Annotated in this window: 18 protein-coding genes and 2 pseudogenes; 7 read left to right on the top strand and 13 right to left on the bottom strand. The window is 70.7% G+C overall.

Annotated features, from left to right (window positions below; translation table 11 throughout):
* Positions 1–33 precede the first annotated feature (33 nt).
* The 5 genes from folP (at position 34) to ACFY04_RS07435 (ending at position 3,004) form a co-directional block, all read left to right on the top strand.
* Complete coding sequence (folP, locus tag ACFY04_RS07455) at positions 34–906, top strand: dihydropteroate synthase (protein WP_389114736.1); 873 nt, start codon at positions 34–36, stop codon at positions 904–906.
* A gap of 25 nt (positions 907–931) precedes the next feature.
* The gene (locus tag ACFY04_RS07450) at positions 932–1,375 is read left to right on the top strand and encodes a nuclear transport factor 2 family protein (protein WP_389114735.1); all 444 of its coding nucleotides are present in this window, start codon (positions 932–934) and stop codon (positions 1,373–1,375) included.
* A 129-nt stretch (positions 1,376–1,504) separates the two neighbouring features.
* A complete protein-coding gene (gene folB, locus ACFY04_RS07445; protein ID WP_030010912.1) occupies positions 1,505–1,864 on the top strand; it encodes a dihydroneopterin aldolase in 360 nt (119 codons plus the stop codon).
* Positions 1,861–2,469 (top strand): 2-amino-4-hydroxy-6-hydroxymethyldihydropteridine diphosphokinase, encoded by a 609-nt coding sequence (folK, locus tag ACFY04_RS07440; RefSeq protein WP_389114734.1) that lies wholly within the window; start codon positions 1,861–1,863, stop codon positions 2,467–2,469. The genes folB and folK overlap by 4 nt, the downstream gene beginning before the upstream one ends.
* Positions 2,470–2,518: 49 nt before the next feature.
* A complete protein-coding gene (locus tag ACFY04_RS07435; protein ID WP_389114732.1) occupies positions 2,519–3,004 on the top strand; it encodes a DUF3180 domain-containing protein in 486 nt (161 codons plus the stop codon).
* Between the two features lie 325 nt (positions 3,005–3,329).
* Here ACFY04_RS07435 and folE read toward each other — a convergent pair whose 3' ends face one another.
* The 6 genes from folE to dacB form a co-directional block, all read right to left on the bottom strand.
* Positions 3,330–3,938 (bottom strand): GTP cyclohydrolase I FolE, encoded by a 609-nt coding sequence (gene folE, locus ACFY04_RS07430; RefSeq protein ID WP_301368324.1) that lies wholly within the window; start codon positions 3,936–3,938, stop codon positions 3,330–3,332.
* Between the two features lie 89 nt (positions 3,939–4,027).
* Entirely contained in the window at positions 4,028–6,055 is a 2,028-nt protein-coding gene (gene ftsH, locus ACFY04_RS07425) for an ATP-dependent zinc metalloprotease FtsH (RefSeq protein WP_389114730.1), read from the bottom strand.
* A 198-nt stretch (positions 6,056–6,253) separates the two neighbouring features.
* Complete coding sequence (gene hpt / locus ACFY04_RS07420) at positions 6,254–6,814, bottom strand: hypoxanthine phosphoribosyltransferase (RefSeq protein WP_030010907.1); 561 nt, start codon at positions 6,812–6,814, stop codon at positions 6,254–6,256.
* A 65-nt stretch (positions 6,815–6,879) separates the two neighbouring features.
* Positions 6,880–7,917 carry a tRNA lysidine(34) synthetase TilS gene (gene tilS / locus ACFY04_RS07415; protein ID WP_314242530.1) on the bottom strand — a complete coding sequence of 346 codons (1,038 nt, stop codon included), beginning with the start codon at positions 7,915–7,917 and terminating at the stop codon, positions 6,880–6,882.
* Positions 7,918–8,141: 224 nt separating this feature from the next.
* A complete protein-coding gene (locus tag ACFY04_RS07410; RefSeq protein WP_389114729.1) occupies positions 8,142–9,284 on the bottom strand; it encodes a zinc-dependent metalloprotease in 1,143 nt (380 codons plus the stop codon).
* A 38-nt stretch (positions 9,285–9,322) separates the two neighbouring features.
* On the bottom strand, positions 9,323–10,780 hold the full coding sequence (gene dacB, locus ACFY04_RS07405; protein ID WP_389114728.1) for a D-alanyl-D-alanine carboxypeptidase/D-alanyl-D-alanine-endopeptidase: 1,458 nt from the start codon (positions 10,778–10,780) through the stop codon (positions 9,323–9,325).
* A 163-nt stretch (positions 10,781–10,943) separates the two neighbouring features.
* On the opposite strand from dacB, the gene ACFY04_RS07400 reads away from it, so the two are divergent.
* Together ACFY04_RS07400 and ACFY04_RS07395 are read left to right on the top strand one after the other, a co-directional pair.
* On the top strand, positions 10,944–11,438 hold the full coding sequence (locus tag ACFY04_RS07400; protein WP_214947725.1) for an inorganic diphosphatase: 495 nt from the start codon (positions 10,944–10,946) through the stop codon (positions 11,436–11,438).
* A gap of 208 nt (positions 11,439–11,646) precedes the next feature.
* A complete protein-coding gene (locus tag ACFY04_RS07395; RefSeq protein ID WP_389114726.1) occupies positions 11,647–13,287 on the top strand; it encodes a threonine/serine exporter ThrE family protein in 1,641 nt (546 codons plus the stop codon).
* A gap of 210 nt (positions 13,288–13,497) precedes the next feature.
* On the opposite strand, the pseudogene ACFY04_RS07390 reads toward ACFY04_RS07395, so the two are convergent.
* From ACFY04_RS07390 to mrdA, 7 genes and pseudogenes are all read right to left on the bottom strand, one after another.
* Positions 13,498–14,116: pseudogene (locus ACFY04_RS07390) on the bottom strand (DedA family protein); the annotation flags it as partial.
* 119 nt (positions 14,117–14,235) lie between these two features.
* On the bottom strand, positions 14,236–14,994 hold the full coding sequence (locus ACFY04_RS07385; protein ID WP_389114725.1) for a MerR family transcriptional regulator: 759 nt from the start codon (positions 14,992–14,994) through the stop codon (positions 14,236–14,238).
* Positions 14,995–15,070: 76 nt separating this feature from the next.
* Positions 15,071–15,853: an ABC transporter permease gene (locus ACFY04_RS07380; RefSeq protein WP_389114723.1), complete on the bottom strand. Its 783-nt coding sequence runs from the start codon at positions 15,851–15,853 to the stop codon at positions 15,071–15,073.
* Complete coding sequence (locus ACFY04_RS07375; RefSeq protein WP_389114721.1) at positions 15,850–16,785, bottom strand: ATP-binding cassette domain-containing protein; 936 nt, start codon at positions 16,783–16,785, stop codon at positions 15,850–15,852. The genes ACFY04_RS07380 and ACFY04_RS07375 overlap by 4 nt, the downstream gene beginning before the upstream one ends.
* 78 nt (positions 16,786–16,863) lie before the next feature.
* Positions 16,864–17,493, bottom strand: a complete 630-nt coding sequence (locus tag ACFY04_RS07370) for a PadR family transcriptional regulator (RefSeq protein ID WP_389114719.1) — start codon at positions 17,491–17,493, stop codon at positions 16,864–16,866.
* Between the two features lie 87 nt (positions 17,494–17,580).
* Entirely contained in the window at positions 17,581–18,093 is a 513-nt protein-coding gene (locus ACFY04_RS07365; RefSeq protein WP_389114717.1) for a DinB family protein, read from the bottom strand.
* Positions 18,094–18,206: 113 nt separating this feature from the next.
* Positions 18,207–20,285 (bottom strand): annotated as a pseudogene (gene mrdA / locus ACFY04_RS07360) (penicillin-binding protein 2); the annotation flags it as partial.
* Positions 20,286–20,400 lie beyond the last annotated feature (115 nt).

The raw sequence follows: 20,400 nt of genomic DNA, 5'->3' as shown, positions 1-20,400 counted from the left end.
TGTCGTATCCAGGTCAGCCCTACCCTTGGACCTATGAACACGAAGCGCGGAGCCACCGGCAGGGGCCGGGTCGCAGGTCTGCCGGACTGGGACCGCTGCGCGGTCATGGGCGTCGTCAACGTCACCCCCGACTCCTTCTCCGACGGCGGTCGCTGGTTCGACACCACCGCCGCGGTCAAGCGCGGCCTCGACCTGGTCGAGCACGGCGCCGACCTCGTCGACGTCGGCGGCGAGTCCACCCGCCCCGGCGCCTCCCGCGTCGACGAGGAGGAGGAGCTGCGCCGGGTCGTCCCCGTGGTCCGCGGCCTGGCCTCCGAAGGCGTCACCGTCTCCGTGGACACCATGCGCGCCACCGTCGCCGCCCGCGCCGTCGAGGCCGGGGCGGCCCTGGTCAACGACGTCAGCGGCGGCCTGGCCGACCCCGGGATGATCCCGGCCGTCGCCGCCGCCGAGGTGCCCTTCGTCGTGATGCACTGGCGCGGCTTCAGTGCCGGCATGAACAGCCTCGCCGTCTACGACGACGTGCTCGCCGAGGTCACCGCCGAGCTGCGGACCCGGATCGACGCGGTCGTGGCCGGCGGAATCGCCCCCGAGCGGCTCCTCGTCGACCCCGGACTCGGCTTCGCCAAGAACGCCGAGCACGACCTGGCCCTCGTCGCCCACCTGCCCGAGCTGCGCGCCCTAGGCTTCCCGCTGCTGGTCGCCGCGTCGCGGAAGCGTTTCCTCGGCCGGGTCCTGGCCGGCGGGGCCGACAGCGCCCCGCCGCCCGCCCGCGAACGGGACGCCGCCACGGCCGCCGTCTCCGCGATCGCCGCCCATCAGGGCGCCTGGGCCGTACGGGTGCACGAGGTACGGGCGACCGCGGACGCGGTTCGGGTGGCCCGTGCCGTGGAAGGCGCACTCTGATCCGTACCCACCGACAAGGAGCACCGTGAGCAGAACCGACATCGAGGCGGTCGAAGAGGTCAACACGGCCTTCTACGAGGCAATGGAGCGGGGGGACTTCGACGCACTGTCGGCGCTCTGGCTGGAGGACGAGATCTCCTGCGTCCACCCCGGCTGGCCGGTGCTCTCGGGCCGCGGCGAGGTCCTGCGCTCGTACGCGCTCATCATGTCGCACACCGACTACATCCAGTTCTTCCTCACCGACACCAAAGTGGCCGTAATAGGTGATACCGCCCTGGTCACATGTACGGAGAACATCCTCAGCGGCGGCCCCGCCGAGGACGGCGGGGAACTCGGCCCGCTCGTCGGTCAGCTGGTCGTCGCGACGAATGTGTTCCGACGCACATCCGAGGGCTGGCGGCTCTGGTCCCACCACGGTTCTCCCGTCCTCACGGAGTCCGACGAGGACGAGGAGGAGGACGCCTCCTGACCCCTCCGGCGGGATCCGGAGTATTTCGCAGGTAAATTCGAAGACGGACGACGCCGACCGCACTCGGCGCAGCCATGGCCCCGGGGAGCCCCGGGACCGGAAGCACCTACCAAAGCAGGAGTGATTCGCGTGGATCGTGTCGCGCTGCGCGGCCTCAAGGCTCGCGGGCACCACGGCGTCTTCCCCCGGGAACGCGAGGAAGGCCAGACCTTCATCGTCGACCTCGTGCTGCACCTCGACACCCGCCCCGCGGCGGCCGGAGACGACCTGGCGAAGACCGTGCACTACGGGGTCGTCGCCGAGGAGGTCGTCGACGTGGTCCAGGGTGAGCCCGTCGACCTGATCGAAACCCTGGCCGAGCGAATCGCCCAGCAGTGCCTCAAGCACGAAGCGGTGGCACAGGTGGAGGTCGTCGTCCACAAGCCGGACGCGCCCATCACCGTCCCCTTCGACGACGTGACCATCACGATCACCCGGAGCCGCGCATGAACAACGGACTGAACGCACCGAGCGACCCCACCGTCCAGCCGGTACCCGCCTCCGTCGTCGAGACGGTCGACGCGGCGGACGTGACCCTGTCCAACCCCAAATGGGCCGTGATCGCGCTCGGCGCGAACCTCGGCAACCGGCTGGAGACCCTGCAGGGCGCCATCGACGCCCTCGGCGACACCCCCGGCATGCGGGTCAAGGCCGTCTCCCCCGTCTACGAGACCGAGCCGTGGGGTATCGAGCCCGGCTCGCAGCCCTCGTACCTCAACGCGGTCGTCGCCGTGAAGACCACTCTGCCGCCGTCCTCGCTCCTGGAGCGCGCGCACGCCGTCGAGGAGGCCTTCGACCGCGTCCGCGAGGAGCGCTGGGGCCCGCGCACGATCGACGTCGACATCGTCGCGTACGCCGACCGGGTCTCCGACGACCCGGTCCTCACCCTCCCGCACCCGCGCGCCCACCAGCGTGCCTTCGTACTGGCCCCCTGGCACGACATCGACCCGGAGGCCCAGATCCCGGGCCGCGGCCCGGTCACGGCGCTGCTGGCCGAAATCGGCCTGGTCGGCGTGGCGCCGCGCCCCGACCTGGAACTCCACCTCCCCGAGTAGTCGTTAGTAGCCTGTTCACGGCTACTCGCTGAAAGTGGGGAACGGGCAATTGAAGCAACTGAGGCCGGGGGTCCTGGCGGGCATCTTCGTGGTCGCCGGGGTCCTGTCCTGGGCCGGTGCCAGGCTGTGGAACGCGTACGGCACCCTGCCGGGCGTTCCGCTGGCCGCGCCGATCGTCCTGGGCGTCATCGCGGCGGTGCTGCTGGCCACGGCCCTGTCGATGCGCGCCCGCCTCAAGGCCCAGCGGGAGCGCCGCCCGGGCGCCAAGGGCGTGGAGCCGCTGATGGCGGCCCGCGCGGTGGTCTTCGGCCAGGCCAGTGCCCTGGTGGCGGCGCTGGTGGCGGGCATGTACGGCGGTGTGGGCGTCTTCCTGCTGACCGACGCCCTCGACGTCCCCGCCCGCCGTGACCAGGCCTGGTACGCCGGCTTCTCGGTCCTGGCGGGCGTGGCGGTCATCGCCGCGGCCCTCTTCCTGGAACACGTCCTCAAGCTCCCGGAGGACGAAGACCCGAGCAAGGCCCCGGCCCAGGCCTAGGGCCACCACGGTACCCACGGCATCGCGTGCGTGCGTCCATCCGTCAGGAGTCCACAGAAGCTGGTCGGGAGACACGGCGAAGGTCGCATGATCCGTGGTCACGCCGACGAGCAGGCGGGCCTTGGCCGCACGCACGTCAGTGACCTCGGTCTGTTCGGTTCGGCCTTCTCGCAGAGTCCACAAGCGGTCCCCCGGGCGGACATCACAGGCCCGGAGTCGCCCGCCGACGGCGTTCACCGTCTGCCTGCTCGGTACGCCCCAATGCATCGGTCCCCCTCCGTGACGCCTTGGAGGGGGACCGTAGCGGACAGTGCTGACAATCCGGCTAGCGCGCCATGATCAGGCTCATCGCCTCGGCACGGGTGGCCGTGGCACGGAGCTGGCCGCGGACTGCGGACGTGGTGGTCTTGGCGCCCGGCTTGCGTATACCGCGGACCGACATGCACATGTGCTCGGCCTCGATCACCACGATGGCGCCGCGCGCGTCGAGGATGTCCATCAAGGAATCCGCGATCTGCGTGGTGAGACGTTCCTGTACCTGCGGTCGGCGGGCGAAAACGTCCACGAGGCGAGCCAGCTTCGACAGGCCCGTGATCTTGCCGTTCTCCGCCGGGATGTAGCCGACGTGGGCGACTCCGTGGAACGGCAGCAGGTGATGCTCGCACAGAGATACGATTTCGATGTCCTTCACCAGGACCATCTCGTCATGCCCTAGGTCGAAGACCGTCGTCAGGACGTCTTCTGGCTTCTGCCACAGGCCCCCCAGGATCTCCTTGTACGCCCGCGCCACGCGCGCCGGGGTCTCCAGGAGGCCCTCGCGGTCCGGATCCTCGCCGACCGCGATCAGGAGCTCACGGACCGCCGCTTCGGCGCGCTTCTCGTCGAACACGCCGATCGTGCCCTCGTCGCCGGTCAGGGTCACTGGGTCCGTCATCGATTCCTCGTTCCTGTGAAAAAATACCGCGCCCCCCAGGCTAGAACCTGGGGGGCGCGGCTTCCATTCCGGGTGGCGCGAGCCGCCGGTTACTCGGGGCGGTCCTCGGGAGCCACCTCGATGCCCTTCTCCGTGGAGACCGGCGCGACGGCGGCCGACGTGCCGTTCGCCGAGTTCGTCAGCTGGAGCTCCTTGGGAGAGAGCACCGGCGGACGGGTGGAGGGGGTGCGGCGGGAGGAGCCGGTCCACGCGGGGCGGGCCGGACGCTTCACGATCGTCGAGAAGATCTCGGCGATCTGCTCCTTGTTCAGCGTCTCCTTCTCCAGCAGCGCGAGGACCAGGTTGTCGAGGACGTCGCGGTTCTCGACCAGGATCTCCCAGGCCTCGTTGTGCGCGGTCTCGATGAGCTTCTTGACCTCTTCGTCGACCAGCGCCGCGACCTCTTCCGAGTAGTCCCGCGGGTGCGACATCTCGCGGCCCAGGAACGGCTCGGTGTTGTCGCCGCCGAACTTGATCGCACCGAGACGCTCGGTCATGCCGTACTGCGTGACCATGGCCCGCGCCGTGGCGGTGGCCTTCTCGATGTCGTTCGCCGCGCCGGTGGTCGGGTCGTGGAAGACCAGCTCCTCCGCCGCGCGCCCGCCCAGCATGTACGCCAGCTGGTCGAGCATCTCGTTGCGCGTGGTCGAGTACTTGTCCTCGTCGGGCAGGACCATGGTGTAACCCAGGGCCCGGCCGCGGGACAGGATCGTGATCTTGTGGACCGGGTCGGAGTTCGGGGAGGCCGCCGCGACCAGGGCGTGTCCGCCCTCGTGGTACGCGGTGATCTTCTTTTCCCGGTCCGACATGATCCGGGTCCGCTTCTGCGGGCCCGCCACGACACGGTCGATCGCCTCGTCCAGCGCGTGGTTGTCGACCAGCTTCTTGTCCGAGCGGGCCGTGAGCAGCGCGGCCTCGTTCAGGACGTTGGAGAGATCGGCACCGGTGAAGCCGGGCGTGCGACGGGCAACGGCGCCCAGGTCGACGTCCGGGGCGACCGGCTTGCCCTTCTGGTGGACCTTGAGGATCTCCAGACGGCCCTGCATGTCCGGACGGTCGACCGCGATCTGCCGGTCGAAGCGGCCCGGGCGCAGCAGCGCCGGGTCGAGGATGTCCGGGCGGTTCGTGGCGGCGATCAGGATGACGCCGCCCTTCACGTCGAAGCCGTCCATCTCGACCAGCAGCTGGTTGAGGGTCTGCTCGCGCTCGTCGTGACCGCCGCCGAGACCCGCACCGCGGTGCCGGCCGACGGCGTCGATCTCGTCGACGAAGACGATCGCCGGGGCGTTGGCCTTGGCCTGCTCGAACAGGTCACGGACACGCGAGGCACCGACACCGACGAACATCTCGACGAAGTCGGATCCGGAGATCGAGTAGAAGGGGACACCGGCCTCGCCCGCGACGGCACGCGCGAGCAGGGTCTTTCCGGTGCCGGGCGGGCCGTACAGCAGCACACCCTTGGGAATCTTGGCGCCGACGGCCTGGAACTTCGCCGGCTCCTGCAGGAACTCCTTGATCTCGTGGAGTTCCTCGACGGCCTCGTCCGCGCCCGCGACATCGGCGAACGTGGTCTTCGGGGTGTCCTTGGTGATGAGCTTGGCCTTGGACTTCCCGAAGTTCATGACCCGGGAGCCGCCGCCCTGCATCTGGTTCATCAGGAACAGGAAGACAACGACGATGAGCACGAAGGGCAGGAGCGAGAGCAGCACGCTCAGGAACGGGCTGGTCTTGTCCGGAGTGACGGAGTACCCGTCCGGGATCTGACCGGCGTCGTACTTGGTCTGGAGGCTCTGGGCGAGCTGAACGCCCTGATCCCCGATGTAGTTGGCCTGGAACTTTTTGCCGTCGTGCTTGCCGAGCTTCTGGCCTTCGCTCAGCTCGATCTTGATCATCTGGCTGTCGCCGGTGGTCAGCTTGGCTGTCTCCACCTGGCCAGTGTTGATCGCCTTGATGACCTCGCTGGTGTCCACCGACTTGTAGCCGCCGCCGGAGCCGACGACATTCATCAACACGACCACGGCGAGGACGGCCAGCACGATCCACATGACCGGCCCACGGAAGTATCGCTTCACGTCCATCCATACGGGACGCCAGGCGTCCCGTCCCTCCTGCCCGTAGGTAAATGCTGCTGTGAGTAAAGACTGTTCTTCGGAATGTACCCCTGAATTGTCACCCGCGGCCCTGTGGGACGGCTGACAGACCCGCCTTCCCCTGCTCCAACGGCGGGAATCGCCCCCAGGTTCCCCGCAGGCTTGCCGGGGTTCCCGGGGGCGGGATCAGCCGCCGTAGACGTGCGGGGCGAGCGTGCCGACGAACGGCAGGTTGCGGTACTTCTCCGCGTAGTCCAGGCCGTAGCCCACGACGAACTCGTTGGGGATGTCGAAGCCGACCCACTTCACGTCGATCGCGACCTTCGCGGCCTCGGGCTTGCGCAGCAGCGTGACGACCTCCAGGGAGGCCGGCTGGCGGGAGCCCAGGTTCGACAGCAGCCAGGACAGCGTCAGGCCCGAGTCGATGATGTCCTCGACGATCAGGACGTGCTTGTCCTTGATGTCGGTGTCCAGGTCCTTGAGGATCCGCACCACGCCGGAGGACTGGGTCCCGGCGCCGTACGAGGACACCGCCATCCAGTCCATGGTGAGCGGGGTGGACAAGGCACGCGCCAGGTCCGCCATCACCATCACGGCGCCCTTGAGCACACCGACGATGAGCAGGTCCTTGCCCGCGTACTCCGCGTCGATCTTCGCGGCCAGCTCGGCCAGCTTCGCGTCGATCTCTTCCTTGGTGATGAGCACCGACTGGAGGTCGTTGCCCATGTCCTTCTCGTCCACCCGCATCACTTTCGTTGTCGGCCGGGGCTCCGGGGGCGACCCCGGAGGACTCAGCCGTGTTTCAGCACCAATCAGCCCTGCCGGATGACAAGTCTGCCACCCTGCCGCTGGGCCTCGACCCGGCCGGGCAGGTTGATGGCGCCCTGACCGCGCCATCCGGTGATGAGACGGTCGACTTCTTCGATGTGACGGGCGAAGAGCGAGCCCGCGGGGGAGCCCGCCGCGACGACGGCCCTGCGCAGCACGCGGCGGCGGACGGCCGGGGGCAGGGCGTAGAGCTTGGCGCACTCCAGGCGGCCGTCCGCGTCGCGTACGCCGGTCTCCGCCTCGGCGGCCCAGGCGTCCAGGGCGTCGGCGTCGTCCCGGGAGAGCTGCGCGGTGCGGGCGAGTGCCTCGACGACTCCCTTGCCGAGCGCCTTCTCCAGGGCGGGCAGTCCCTCGTGGCGCAGCCGGGAGCGGGTGTAGGCGGGGTCGATGTTGTGCGGGTCGTCCCAGACGGGGAGGGACTGGACCATGCAGGCCTTGCGGGCGGTCTGCCGGTCGACCTGGAGGAAGGGGCGGCGGTAGCGGTTCGTGCGGCCCGCGCTGCCGCCGGAGACCTCCGGCATGCCGGAGAGCGAGCGGATGCCGGAGCCGCGGGCCAGGCCCAGCAGGACGGTTTCGGCTTGATCGTCCCGGGTGTGGCCGAGCAGCACGGCGGCGGCGCCGAGGCGGTCCGCGGCTTCGTCCAGGGCCCCGTAGCGGGCGTCGCGGGCGGCGGCCTCGGGTCCGCCGTCGCGGCCGACGCGCACGGCGACGGACTCCACCGGGTCGAGGCGGAGTGCGGTCATGCGGGTGACGACCTCGGCGGCGCGCAGGTCGGAGCCGGGCTGCAGTCCGTGGTCGACGGTGATGCCGCCGGCCCGGATGCCGAGCTTGGGGGCCTCGAACGCGAGGGCGGAGGCGAGCGCCATGGAGTCGGCGCCGCCGGAGCAGGCGACGAGGACGAGCGGCAGGGGGCCCCCGGCGCGGCGGGGGCCGGCGGGACTGCCCGTGTGGTCGGTGAGGACGTCGTGGAGTACGCGGCGGACCGCCAGGCGTATCGCCGCGACCGCAGGATGGGGACCCATGTCCGGTGCCCTTCGATGGAGTTCGGATGCCTCGGAGGCGTTGGGGTGGTGTGCTGGAGTGCTGCTGCCCGGCTGCCCCCGCGGAACGGGAGGATGTCACTCAGAGTGCGTCGATGGTGACAGAACCGAGCCGTTCCCCGAGCATCGCACGCCCTTCCACGGCCCACGGTCCCTCGGATGGGTGACGCTGCTTCCCCCAGTGAGACATGTTTACGCCCCCTGTGTCACTCCGCTTCGCTCGGTTCGCTCCCCTTGCGGTGCACCCGGGCCACCCAGTCGGCGGGCCTGGCGATCTCGGCCTTGGTCGGCAGTGTGTTCGGAGAGGTCCACACCCGGTTGAAGCCGTCCATGCCGACCTGGCCCACGACGGCGCGTACGAAGCGCTCGCCGTCGCGGTACTGGCGCAGCTTGGCGTCCAGGCCCAGCAGCTTGCGCAGGGCGGCGTCGAGGCGGCCGGCGCCGCTGGCCCTGCGCTGCTGGAACTTCTCGCGGATCTCGGCGACCGAGGGCACCACCTGGGGGCCGACCCCGTCCATCACGAAGTCGGCGTGGCCCTCCAGCAGGGACATGACGGCGGTGAGCCGGCTCAGGATCTCGCGCTGCTCGGGGGTCTGCACGAGCTCCACGAGGGAGCGGCCCTCGTCGCCGTGCTCGGCGTCGGGGCGGGCGCCGACGAAGGACTGGGCGGCCTCGCGGATGCGTTCCAGGACGGTGGACGGGTCCATCTCGGTGGCGCCGAGGAACGTCTGGATTTCGCCTTCGAGGTGGTCGCGCAGCCACGGGACGGCCGTGAACTGTGTACGGTGCGTCTCCTCGTGCAGGCAGACCCAGAGCCGGAAGTCGTGCGGGTGCACCTCCAGCTCGCGCTCGACGTGCACGATGTTGGGCGCGACGAGCAGCAGCCGGCCGCCGGCGGCGGAGGCGGGCAGGTCCCGGGAGACGGGTGCGAAGGTCTCGTACTGGCCGAGGACCCGGGAGGCCAGGAAGCTCAGCAGCATGCCCAGCTCGACGCCGGTGACCTTGCCGCCGACGGCGCCGAGGACGGCTCCGCCGGAGGCGCCCGCGCGGCGGTCCTGCATCTTGCCGAGGAGCGGCTGGAGCAGTTCGCGGAAGCCGGCGACGTTGGCCTTGACCCAGCCGGCCCGGTCGACGACCAGGACGGGCGTGTCGGGGACGGCCGACCCCTCGGGGATCATCCGGGTGAACTCGCGCACGTGCCGTTCCGAGGTCCTGGCGTGCCGCCGCAGCTCGGCGACGACGGCCCGCGCCTCGTCCCGGGTGACCTCCGGGCCGGGTCGTACCAGTCGGGTCGCGGTCGCCACCGCGAGGTTCCAGTCGACCATCTCCACACCACCGATGCTCGTCATGCGTCAACCGTACGTGGACCGGCCCTCCGGCGGACCCCCTACGAAGCGGTCGAGACGGCCGCGGCCAGCTTGTCGAGGGCCTTCTCGGCGCCCTCGGGGCCGGGGGTGTTCGCCGCCAGGAAGGCGAAGGCGAGGAGTCGGCCGGAGGGGTCGACGACCGTCCCGGAGAGGGAGTTCACCCCGGACAGGGTGCCGGTCTTGGCGCGGAGCAGGCCTGCGGCCGGGGAGCTGCCGGAGTTGCGGGCCTTCAGGGTTCCGGTGAATCCGGCGACGGGCAGTCCGGTGAGGACCGGACGCAGCTCGGGGCGCTGGGGGTCGGCGGCCTTGGTGAGGAGCCCGGTCAGCAGGCCGGCGCTGACCTTGTCGGCGCGGTTGAGTCCGCTGCCGTCGGCGAAGCGGGAGCCGGCGGTGTCGATGCCGAGGGCGGCGAGCCGGTCGGTGACGGCCTGCTCCGCGCCCTCGAAGCTCGCGGGACGGCCGGAGGCGAGGGCGGTCTGCCGGGCGAGGGCCTCGGCGATGTCGTTGTCGCTGTTGGTCAGCATCCGCTCGACGAGCCCGGCGACCGGGGTGGAGAGGGTGACGGCCAGCGGCTGGACGCCGGCGGCGGCCTTGGCCTTCGCCGGTTCGCCGGTGACCTTGATGCCGCGTTCGGCCAGCAGGGTGCGGAAGGCCCGGGCGGCGTCCTTGGAGGGGTCGTCGGACCGGTCCACGGGCCCGGAGGTGGAGTCGTCGGGGCGGCCCTCGTCGGCCGTCAGGGCGGTCACCGGAGCGATGTTGGGGTTGGCGCCGATCGGGTGGCGGACGGGGCCGGTGTAGAGGCTGTCGTCGTATCCCAGGGTCACGGTGTCGGTGCCGGCGGCCTTGAGGGCCTGCGCGGTGTCGGCGGCGAGGGCGACGAGGCTGCCGCCGGATCCGGCGGGGCTCTTCTTCTTCGCGGTGAGCGAGGGGTCGCCGCCGCCGGCCAGGACGATCTGCCCGGGGGCGGCGCCGGGCGTGACGGTGGTCCTGATCCGGTGCTCGGGTCCGAGGGCGGCCAGCACGGCCGCGGCGGTGGCGATCTTGGCGGTGGAGGCCGGGGTCATCGCGTCCCGCGCCCCGGACTCGTAGAGGACCTGCCCGGTGGCGGTGTCGACGACGGACGCGGTCCGCAGGCTGCCGAGCGCGGGGTCGGCGAGCAGCGGCTTCAGCGCGGCGGCCAGGCCCCCGGCGGAGGCGGGCGCGGCGGGCGCGGCGGGGGCGCTCTGCGCGCGCGGGGCGCCGGGGCCGATGGCGCCGAGCACCCCGGGGGCGCTGGGGGCGGCCTCGGGCAGGGTGCCGGAACCGGGCCCTCCACCGTGATCTGCGCCACCCGTACGGTCCCAGGAGGCGGCGGTGTCCCGCTCGGCCTTACGCTGGCCGGAGTCCCAAGGACCGGCCGCGGTCACCGCTGCCACCGACAGGGCGAGGCCGGCTACGGCCGACCCTGCGATGAGCTGCCAGGTCTTGACCAATGGCACCTCGGACCAGCCCCTTTCGCGATCACACATATGCGTGAGGGACACTTAACCACTGCGTCTTGCCGCGAGCATGGCACCCCACCCGGCAGGGCTGGGCCGGACGCGCACGCAGATCAATCGACGCAGTCCCGAAGCAATGCAGCTGATCATGGAGGAGCAGGACGTGGAGTTCGACGTCACCATCGAGATCCCCAAGGGTTCGCGGAACAAGTACGAGGTGGACCACGAGACCGGCCGGATCCGCCTGGACCGTCGCCTCTTCACCTCGACCAGCTACCCGGCCGACTACGGCTTCGTCGAGAACACCCTCGGCGAGGACGGCGACCCGCTGGACGCGCTGGTCATCCTTGACGAGCCGACCTTCCCGGGCTGCCTGATCAAGTGCCGCGCGATCGGCATGTTCAACATGACGGACGAGGCGGGCGGCGACGCCAAGCTGCTGTGCGTGCCGGCCTCCGACCCGCGTGTCGAGCACCTGCGCGACATCCACCACGTCTCCGAGTTCGACCGCCTGGAGATCCAGCACTTCTTCGAGGTCTACAAGGACCTGGAGCCGGGCAAGTCCGTCGAGGGCGCGAACTGGGTCGGCCGCACCGAGGCCGAGGCCGAGATCGAGGCCTCGTACAAGCGCCTGGAGGCGCAGGGCGGCCACCACTGAGCTCGCGCTCGGCGGTAACGGGCCGGGGCACTCCCCCGCGCCCCTTGTGACATGGCGGGCGGTATCCCTCGGGGATGCCGCCCGCCGTCGCGTTCGCGGGCCGCTGCGGCGGGCGCGGCCGGGTGTGCGGCGGGCAGGCGTTGGGTGTGCGGCGGGAGGAAACGATTCCGCATACTGATACCCCGGGTGATCACGGACTGGAGGACGCGTGGCGGAGGCCGACGGGGCAGCGGACAGGAAGCCCCAGTCCGACGAGGCGCACAGCGCCTTCACGCCGCCGCCCGGCATGGAGCCGGACGTTCCCGAGGAGGACCAGCCCACCTCGGAATTCGCCCGTCCGGCGGGCGCCGATCCGGTGGAGCCCGAGCCCGAGGGGTCGGCCTTCGCCGCCCCGGCCACCTACCGGGCCGCGCAGTCCCCGCCCGCCTACACCCCCGGCCAGGGCTTCCCCGTCGCGCAGATGAAGGAATCGCCCTGGCAGGACCGCATGCGCACGATGCTGCGCATGCCGGTCGACGTGCGCCCCGTACCGGACCTCGTGCAGCGCCACAGCGAGACCGGGCCCGCCGTGGGCCGCGTCCTCGACCTGACCCTGCGCATCGGCGAGCTGCTGCTCGCGGGCGGTGAGGGCGCCGAGGACGTGGAGGCCGCGATGTTCGCGGTGGCCCGCTCCTACGGGCTGGACCGCTGCGAGCCGACCGTCACCTTCACCATGCTGTCGATCACCCACCACCCCTCGCTGGTGGGCGACCCGGTCACCGCCAGCCGGACCGTGCGCCGCCGCGGCACCGACTACAACCGGCTCGCGGCCGTGTTCCGGCTCGTGGACGACATCAGCGCCCACGAGATCGACGTGACGCTGGAGGAGGCCTACCGGCGCCTCGCCGAGATCCGCCGCAACCGGCACCCGTACCCCGGCTGGATGCTCACGGCCTCCGCCGGACTGCTCGCCGGGGCCGCCTCCACGCTCGTCGGCGGCGGGGTCCTCGTCTTCTTCGCCGCAGCGATCGGCGCGGTCCTCGGCGACCGCCTGGCCTGGCTGTGCGCCGGGCGCGGGCTGCCCGAGTTCTACCAGTTCGTGGTCGCCGCGATGCCGCCGGCCGCCATCGGGGTCGCGCTCAACATGACGGGGATCGACGTCAAGGCCTCCGCCGTGATCACCGGCGGGCTGTTCGCGCTGCTGCCGGGACGGGCCGTGGTCGCGGCCGTGCAGGACGGCCTGACCGGCTACTACATCACCGCGTCGGCCCGGCTGCTGGAGGTCATGTACCTCTTCATCGGCATCATCATGGGCGTGCTGGTGGTGCTCTACGTCGGGTTGCAGTTCGACGCCTCGCCGCGCCCGGAGGAGGTCCTCCAGATCCAGCAGCGGCCGCTGATCCAGATCGCCGCCTCGATGGTGCTGGTGTTCACCTTCGCGATCCTGCTCCAGCAGGAACGTTCCACGGTGTGGATCGTGACGCTGAACGGCGCGGTCGCCTGGGTCACCTTCGGGGCCCTGCACTACGCGGGGGGCATCCCGCCCGTCCCGTCCACGGCCATCGCCGCCGGGCTGGTGGGCCTCTTCGGGCAGCTCTTCTCCCGCTACCGCTTCGCCTCCGCCCTGCCGTACGTGACGGCCGCCATCGGCCCGCTGCTGCCCGGCTCGGCGGTGTACTACGGGCTGCTGCTGATCGCCGAGAACCGGCTGAACGAGGGCCTGGGCTCGCTGGTGAACGCCGCGGCCATCGCGCTGGCCATCGCGATCGGGGTCAACCTCGGGTCGGAGGCCTCGCGGCTGTTCATGCGCATCCCGGGGGCCACGAGCGCCGCCAAGCGCCGTGCGGCGAAGCGGACCCGCGGCTTCTGAGCGCCGCGCCGCGTACGTGTGCCCGTACGCGGCCTCGTACGGGCACACGTACGCCCCGGGGCCTCTCACGGGCCTCCGGGGCGTACGGGCTGCACGGGGGTGCTGCGGGCGGGCCTCAGCGCTTGGCGTGGCGGCCGCGCGCGCCCGGGGCCTGCGGGGCGGAGCCGTCGGCCACGGCCTCGGCCTCGGCCGCCTCGGCGCCGCCGTTCGCCTTGTTCTCCTTGCGGGCCTTGAGGACCTCGAAGACCACCGGGATGACCGAGATGAGGACGATGCCCACCAGGATCGGCTCGACGTGCTCCTTGATGAACTCGATCTGCCCGAGCCAGTAGCCGGCGAGCGTGACGCCCGCGCCCCAGCCGATGCCGCCGATGACGTTGTACGTCAGGAAGGTGCGGTACTTCATCGAGCCGGCGCCCGCGACCATCGGGGCGAAGGTGCGGATGATCGGCACGAAGCGGGCGAGCACGATGGCCTTCGGGCCGTGCTTGTCCATGAACTCGTGCGCCTTGTCCAGGTTCTCCCGCTTGAAGAGCTTGGAGTTCGGCCGGTTGAAGAGCTTCGGCCCGAAGAACTTGCCGATCATGTAGCCGACCTGGTCACCGATGATCGCGGCGGCCACGATCAGGGTGCAGACCAGCCACAGCGGCTGCTTGATGTACTGCCCGTCCGCGACCAGCAGGCCCGCCGTGAAGAGCAGGGAGTCGCCGGGGAGGAACGCGAAGAGCCCGGACTCGGCGAAGACGATGACCAGGATGCCGATCAGACCGAAGTGCGAGATCAGATAGTCCGGGGACAGCCACTGAGGGCCGAGCGCAAGCGTATACACGGGTTCCGGGCTCTCCTGGATCAGGGGTGTGCTGAGGGACGGGCGGTTTTCAATTATCAACGCACACGACCCCCGCCCGGTTCCAGGCCCGGGAGGGGGTCGCTTGCGTGACATTCCGCTTACACCTTGCGCACGCCGTTCGCGAGGATCGCGTCCCGCAGGTGCCCGGCGAGACCCGGCTTCATCGCGTCGTAGAACGCCGTGAACCGCTCGTCCGCCACGTACATCTCGCCGAGGCACGTGTGCGTCTCGTACGGGCAGTCGTAGAACCACTTGTGGATGTGCAGGCGGTGCTCCTCGGCCAGGTCCATCGCGCGCTCGCCGTCGGCGGGCTCGCCCGCCTCCATGGCCGCCACGTACCGGCGGCCCCAGTCGGCGGCCTCGTCCTGGATCCGCTGCCAGTCGTCCTTCGTGTACGAGGCCGCCCGGCGCTGCGACTGGGCGTACGCCCCGGTGTCGCCCCAGCGCTCCTCGACCTCCTGCGCGTACTGCTCCGGGTCGTTGTCCCCGAAGACCTCGAACTTCTCCTCGGGCGTGAGGTTGATGCCCATCTTCTTCGCCTCCATGGCGTGCTCAACGGCCTTGGCCATCTGCTGGAGCCGGGCGATCCGGTCGGTCAGCAGGGCATGCTGCCGGCGCAGATGCTCCTGTGGATCCGATTCCGGGTCGTCCAGCAGGACCGCGACCTCGTCGAGGGGGAAGCCGAGCTCCCGGTAGAACAGGATCCGCTGCAGCCGGTCCAGGTCGGCGTCGTCGTACCGCCGGTGTCCCGCGCCGCTGCGGCCGCTCGGGGAGAGCAGACCGATCTCGTCGTAGTGGTGCAGGGTGCGCACCGTGACTCCGGCGAAACCGGCGACCTGGCCCACGGAGTGGCCCATCTCTTCCCTCCTCTGGTTGGGTACGCCCTTCACTGTGGGTCCTCACGCGGCGTGAGGTGCAAGCCCGCTACGGGAGCTACTTGCCCAGGCCCCGGAACCTGCCCACCGCCGACGGGAAGAAGATCGCCAGCAGCAGGACCGGCCAGGCCACCGCCAGCAGCGCCGCGTGATCGGCGGCCCACGACGGCGGAGCCGCGGCCGGGTTGCCGAACAGGTCGCGGACGGCCGTGGCCGTCGCCGAGAGCGGATTCCATTCCACCACCGCGCCCAGCCAGCCCGGCATCGCCTCCGGTGTGGCGAAGGCGTTGGAGAGGAAGCCCACCGGCCACACCAGGATCTGCACCGCCTGCACCAGCTCCGGACGGCCCGCGACCATCCCGAGGAAGATGCCGATCCACAGCATCGCGAAGCGCAGCAGCAGGAGCAGGGCGAAGGCCGCCAGGGTGGCCGCCGGCGAGCCGTGCGGGCGCCAGCCCAGCAGCAGGCCGACGCCCGCGAGGACGGCCAGGCCCACCGCCGACTGGAGCATGTCCGCCGCGCTGCGGCCGACCAGGACCGCCGCCGAGGACATCGGCATGGCGCGGAACCGGTCGATCACCCCCTTGCCCAGGTCCTGGGTGACGGCGGTCATCGTCGCCTCCAGCCCGAAGGCCATGGTCAGCGCGAGCATCCCGGGCACCAGGAACTCCACGTACTCGCCGTCGATCCCGCGTCCGCCGCCGATGAGGAAGCCGAACATCAGCAGCAGCATCACCGGGAAGACCAGTCCGACGACCATCTGGACCGGCCTGCGGCCCCAGTGCGCGAGCTCGCGCCGGGTCATCGTCCAGGAGTCCGAGACCACCCATGCCGCGCTCATGCGGCCACCTCCGTGGCGTCCGTACGGTCGGTCAGGTGCAGGAAGACCTCGTCGAGCGTGGGGCGGCGGACCGCGAGGTCCCGTGCCTCGATGTCCGCCCCCTCCAGCGCGCGCAGCGTCAGGGCCAGGCCCGCCATCCGGTCCTCCACCGGGAAGCTCAGGGTGAGGGAGTCCGGGTCCACGGCCGGATCCGGCAGCAGCCGCGCCGCCTGCGCGAGCCGCGCCGCGTCCCGCAGGACGACGACGATCCGGTCCGGCCCGACGAGGGACTTCAGCTCGTCGGCCGTGCCCTCGGCCGCCATCCGCCCCGCGTCGATCAGCGTGATGCGGTCGGCCAGCTGGTCGGCCTCCTCCAGGTACTGCGTGGTCAGCAGGACGGTGGTGCCGCCGCCCACCAGGGAGCGGACCGCGCTCCACACCTCGGTGCGGCCGCGCGGGTCGAGCCCGGTGGTCGGCTCGTCGAGGAAGAGCACCTCCGGCTCGGTGATCAGGGACGCGGCGAGGTCGAGCCGGCGCCGCATGCCGCCGCTGTACTGCTTCACCGGCTTGCGGCCGGTGTCCGCGAGGCCGAAGCGTTCCAGCAGTTCGCCGGCCCGCAGCCCGGACCGCCGGGCGCCGAGGTGGTGGAGGCGGCCGAACATCTCCAGGTTCTGCCGCCCGGCCAGTTCCTCGTCGAGCGCCGCGTGCTGGCCGAGCAGCCCGATCCGGGCGCGGACGGCCGGCGCCTGGGTGCGTACGTCGTGGCCGGCGACCCGGACCACGCCCTCGTCGTGCCGCAGCAGGGTGCTCATGACGCGCACCGCCGTGGTCTTTCCGGCTCCGTTGGGGCCGAGGACGGCGTGCACCGTCCCGGGCTTCACCTCCAGGTCGAGCCCCGCCAGCGCGGGCTTGCCGCCGTACCGCTTGTGGACACCTTCGACGAAGATCGCCAAAACCGCTCCTCCAGTAATCAAATTTGAGTAGCTGGGCGCGCCCAAGGTAATGCCCGCCTCTCGGCTAGTCAAACTTGATTACGCATCCTGGTGCGCGGCGTACGGATTCTCCTGGCCGTCCGCGAGGACCCCCACGAACGGATCGCCGCCCTCACCGGCGAAGGAGTACGCGCCCCCCTCGATCCGGGCGACGAGCCCCCGCGTCCACTCCGCCTCGGCATCCGCGGAGTGGACCCACCTGTGCATGATCTCGCCGATGTGGCCCAGCGCCTCCGGGCCGCCCTCCGGCGTGTAGTAGTCCGTCACCGACGACCGCCAGAGCGCCAGCTTCGCCATCCGCTCCCGGAGCAGCGCGAGCACCTCCGCACGCGGCAGATCGACCATGAAGCCGATCGCCGCCGACAGCACGTCCGTCTTCTGGTCGTACGCCGCGAGGGCCTCGCGCAGCAGCCGGAAGTACTCCTCGCGGCCGGCGTCCGTCACCTCGTACTCGGTGCGCGGCGGCCCGCCCGCCGCGCTCGGTGCCACCTCGTGCGCGTGCAGGACGCCCTGCTTCGCCATCTGCTTGAGCGCGTGGTAGATCGATCCGGGCTTGGTGTTCGACCACTCGTGGGCGCCCCAGTACTCCAGGTCGTTGCGTACCTGGTACCCGTGGGCCCGCCCGTGCTGGCGGACCGCGCCGAGGACAAGAAGCCGGATCGCTGACATGGGGCCAGGCTAAGCCCCCGCCGTCCAGGCCGTCTCTTCCGGATCTTGCCTGACCCGCGGCGCCTGGCAAGATCCCGAAGAGAGGACCTAGCCCATCGCCTTGGTGCCGTCCAGGGACTCCCGGACGATGTCCGCGTGGCCCGCGTGCCGGGCGAACTCCTCCACCAGGTGCAGGAGCATCCAGCGCATCGAGACCTTGGCGTCCTTGGGGAACCAGGGCGCCGGCGGGAGCGGGAAGGTGTCGTCCAGGCTCGGCACGGCGGCGACGAAGGCCGCCGTCTGCTCCGCGACCTCGTCCCAGAAGGCGAGGACCGACGGGATGGACTCGCCGTCGACCAGGCGGAAGGCCTCGCCCCAGGTCTCCTGGGTGCGCGCCTTCTCGTTCGGCACCTGCTGGGCGAGGCGCAGCCAGTTCAGCTCGACCTCGGCCACGTGCTTGAGCAGCCCGGACAGGGTGAGCTCGCTGACGCTCGGGCGGCTCGCGGCCTGCTCCTCGCTGAGCCCGAGGAGCGATTCGCGGATCGCCGTGCGCTGGGCGACGACGAAGGCGAGGAGGGTGCCGCGCTCGTCGCCGGGGACTTCGGTGGAAATCTGAGCCATGACCGACCGCCTTATGCGTGAGGTGTGTCCTGCCGGGAGGCTTCTCCCCCCGACACGACACACGCTACGGAGCATTGCGGTCAGATCCTGTCCTCATTGACCGTTCAGTTGCCTTCGATCTCCCCGTCGGGGCGGATCGCCGGCAGCGCGGTGGCGGGCTGCGGGAGCAGGGCCTTGGAGAGGTCCTGCTTGCCCGTCGGGTCGAGCCCGTACATCGCCTCGTAGATGTTGCGGACCGCCGGTCCCGAGGCACCCGAGCCGGTGCCGCCCTGGGAGATCGTCATGACGATCGCGTAGTCCTCGGTGTACGAGGCGAACCACGAGGTCGTCTGCTTGCCCTGGACCTCGGCCGTACCCGTCTTGGCGTGCATCGGGATCTGCTTCTGCGGCCAGCCGCCGAAGCGCCAGGCCGCGCTGCCGTTGGTGGCGACGCCCGCGAGGGCCTCGTCGATGTTGTCGCGGGTCTTCGCGTCCATCGGCAGCTTGCCCTGCTCCTTCGGCGCGATCTCCTGGACCGACTTGCCGTCGGCACTGACGATCGCCTTGCCGATGCCGGGCTGGTGGAGCGTGCCGCCGTTGGCGATGGCCGAGTAGACGGAGGCCATCTGGATCGGGGTGACGAGCGTGTCGCCCTGCCCGATCGAATAGTTGATGGCGTCACCCTCGCGCATCTGGTTGCCCTGGCGGCAGTTCTCGTAGGCGATCTTCTCGGCGAAGGAGCCGTTCTTCTTGCCGTCGCGGCACCAGGCGTCCTTGTTCGCGTCGAAGAAGTCCTGCTTCCACTTCCGGTCGGGGACCCGGCCGGGGACCTCGTTCGGCAGGTCGATGCCGGTGCGCTTGCCCAGCCCGAACTCGTGGGCGGTCTTGAGGAACCAGTCCTTCGGGTCCTTCTTCGGCTTGATGCCGCCGTCCTTCTTCCACTCCTGGTCCGCGATGGCGTAGTAGACGGTGTCGCAGGAGACCTCCAGCGCCCGGCCGATGGTGATGTCACCGTGGCCCTGCGACTCGAAGTTCGTGAAGGTCTGGCTGCCGACCGAGTACGAGCTGGGGCAGGGGTAGCGGTTGTTGAACGGGTACCCGGCGTTGACCGCGGCCGTCGAGGTGACCACCTTGAAGATGGAGCCCGGCGCCGCCTGGCCCTGGATGGCCCGGTTCAGCAGCGGGTAGTTCGACCCCTTGTCGGTGAGGGAGGCGTAGTCCTTGGCGGAGATGCCGCCCACCCAGGCGTTGGGGTCGTAGGTCGGGTTCGAGGCCATCGCCACGACCCGGCCGGTCTTGGTCTCCATCACCACGACGGCGCCCGAGTCGGCCTCGTAGTTGCGGCCGGTGTTCTTGTCCCGGACCTTGCGGGCTTCGATCATCGCGTTGTTCAGCTCGCGCTCGGCGACCGCCTGCACCCGGGAGTCGATCGAGGTCACGATGTTCGAGCCGGGCCTCGCCGGGTCGGTCTCGCCCTGGCCGATGACCCGGCCGAGGTTGTCCACCTCGTAGCGGGTGATGCCCGCCTTGCCGCGCAGCTCCTTGTCGTACGTGCGCTCCAGGCCGGAGCGGCCGACCTGGTCGGAACGCAGGTACGGCGAGTCCGACTTCTTCGCCTTGGCGATCTCCTCGTCGGTGACCGGCGAGAGGTAGCCCAGCACCTGGGAGGTGTTGGCCTGGTCCGGGGCCGCGTAACGGCGCAGGGCGGTCGCCTCGGCCGTGATGCCCGGGAAGTCCTCGGGGTGCTCGCGGATCTGCAGGGCCTGCTCGGTGGTGGCCTCGTCGCTGACCGGGATCGGCTGGTAGGGGGAGCCGTTCCAACAGGGCTGCTTGGTCTTGGCGTCGCAGAGCCGGACCTTGTCGATGACCTCCTGGGCGTCCATGCCCAGCACCCCGGCGAGCCGGGTCAGCACGGACCTGCCCTTGTCCTTCATGGTCAGCAGCTCGGTGCGGCTGGCGGAGACCACCAGGTGGGTCGCGTTGTCGGCGAGCGGGATCCCGCGCGAGTCCAGGATCGAGCCGCGCACGGCCGGCTGGACCACCTGCTGGACGTGGTTGTTCTTCGCCTCGTCCGTGTACTCCGAGCCGTTGCGGATCTGGAGGTACCAGAGGCGTCCGCCCAGCGTGAGCAACAGCGAGAAGACCACGATCTGGATGACGACGAGCCGGTTCTGGACCCGAGGGGTCCGGCCGGTCTCCGGTATGTTGCTCAACTCGTTCTCCCCCGGGCGGCTGCCTACGCCCGGCCGAGTCTAGGGGGTGTCTTGTCGATCAGGTCGGATCAGGGAGCGGTGGCCGGTGCCGTGGATCGCAAGGCGGACGAGGGAG

Origin of the sequence: Streptomyces sp. NPDC001549 (genome assembly GCF_042894025.1) — a bacterium.
GTDB classification, from domain to species: domain Bacteria; phylum Actinomycetota; class Actinomycetes; order Streptomycetales; family Streptomycetaceae; genus Streptomyces; species Streptomyces kutzneri.
The sequence above is the reverse complement of the archived record's forward strand: the minus strand, read 5'-3'. Positions and strand labels throughout refer to the sequence as shown.

Excerpts from the sequence above, each read along its gene's own strand:
- ftsH (WP_389114730.1), bottom strand. The coding sequence starts at position 6,055 with ATGGACGTGAAGCGATACTTCCGTGGGCCGGTCATGTGGATCGTGCTG.
- hpt (WP_030010907.1), bottom strand. The coding sequence starts at position 6,814 with ATGCGGGTGGACGAGAAGGACATGGGCAACGACCTCCAGTCGGTGCTC.
- folE (WP_301368324.1), bottom strand. The coding sequence starts at position 3,938 with ATGACGGACCCAGTGACCCTGACCGGCGACGAGGGCACGATCGGCGTG.
- folP (WP_389114736.1), top strand. The coding sequence starts at position 34 with ATGAACACGAAGCGCGGAGCCACCGGCAGGGGCCGGGTCGCAGGTCTG.
- ACFY04_RS07410 (WP_389114729.1), bottom strand. The coding sequence starts at position 9,284 with ATGACGAGCATCGGTGGTGTGGAGATGGTCGACTGGAACCTCGCGGTG.
- ACFY04_RS07370 (WP_389114719.1), bottom strand. The coding sequence starts at position 17,493 with ATGTCAGCGATCCGGCTTCTTGTCCTCGGCGCGGTCCGCCAGCACGGG.
- tilS (WP_314242530.1), bottom strand. The coding sequence starts at position 7,917 with ATGGGTCCCCATCCTGCGGTCGCGGCGATACGCCTGGCGGTCCGCCGC.
- ACFY04_RS07365 (WP_389114717.1), bottom strand. The coding sequence starts at position 18,093 with ATGGCTCAGATTTCCACCGAAGTCCCCGGCGACGAGCGCGGCACCCTC.
- ACFY04_RS07385 (WP_389114725.1), bottom strand. The coding sequence starts at position 14,994 with ATGGGCCACTCCGTGGGCCAGGTCGCCGGTTTCGCCGGAGTCACGGTG.
- ACFY04_RS07380 (WP_389114723.1), bottom strand. The coding sequence starts at position 15,853 with ATGAGCGCGGCATGGGTGGTCTCGGACTCCTGGACGATGACCCGGCGC.
- folK (WP_389114734.1), top strand. The coding sequence starts at position 1,861 with ATGAACAACGGACTGAACGCACCGAGCGACCCCACCGTCCAGCCGGTA.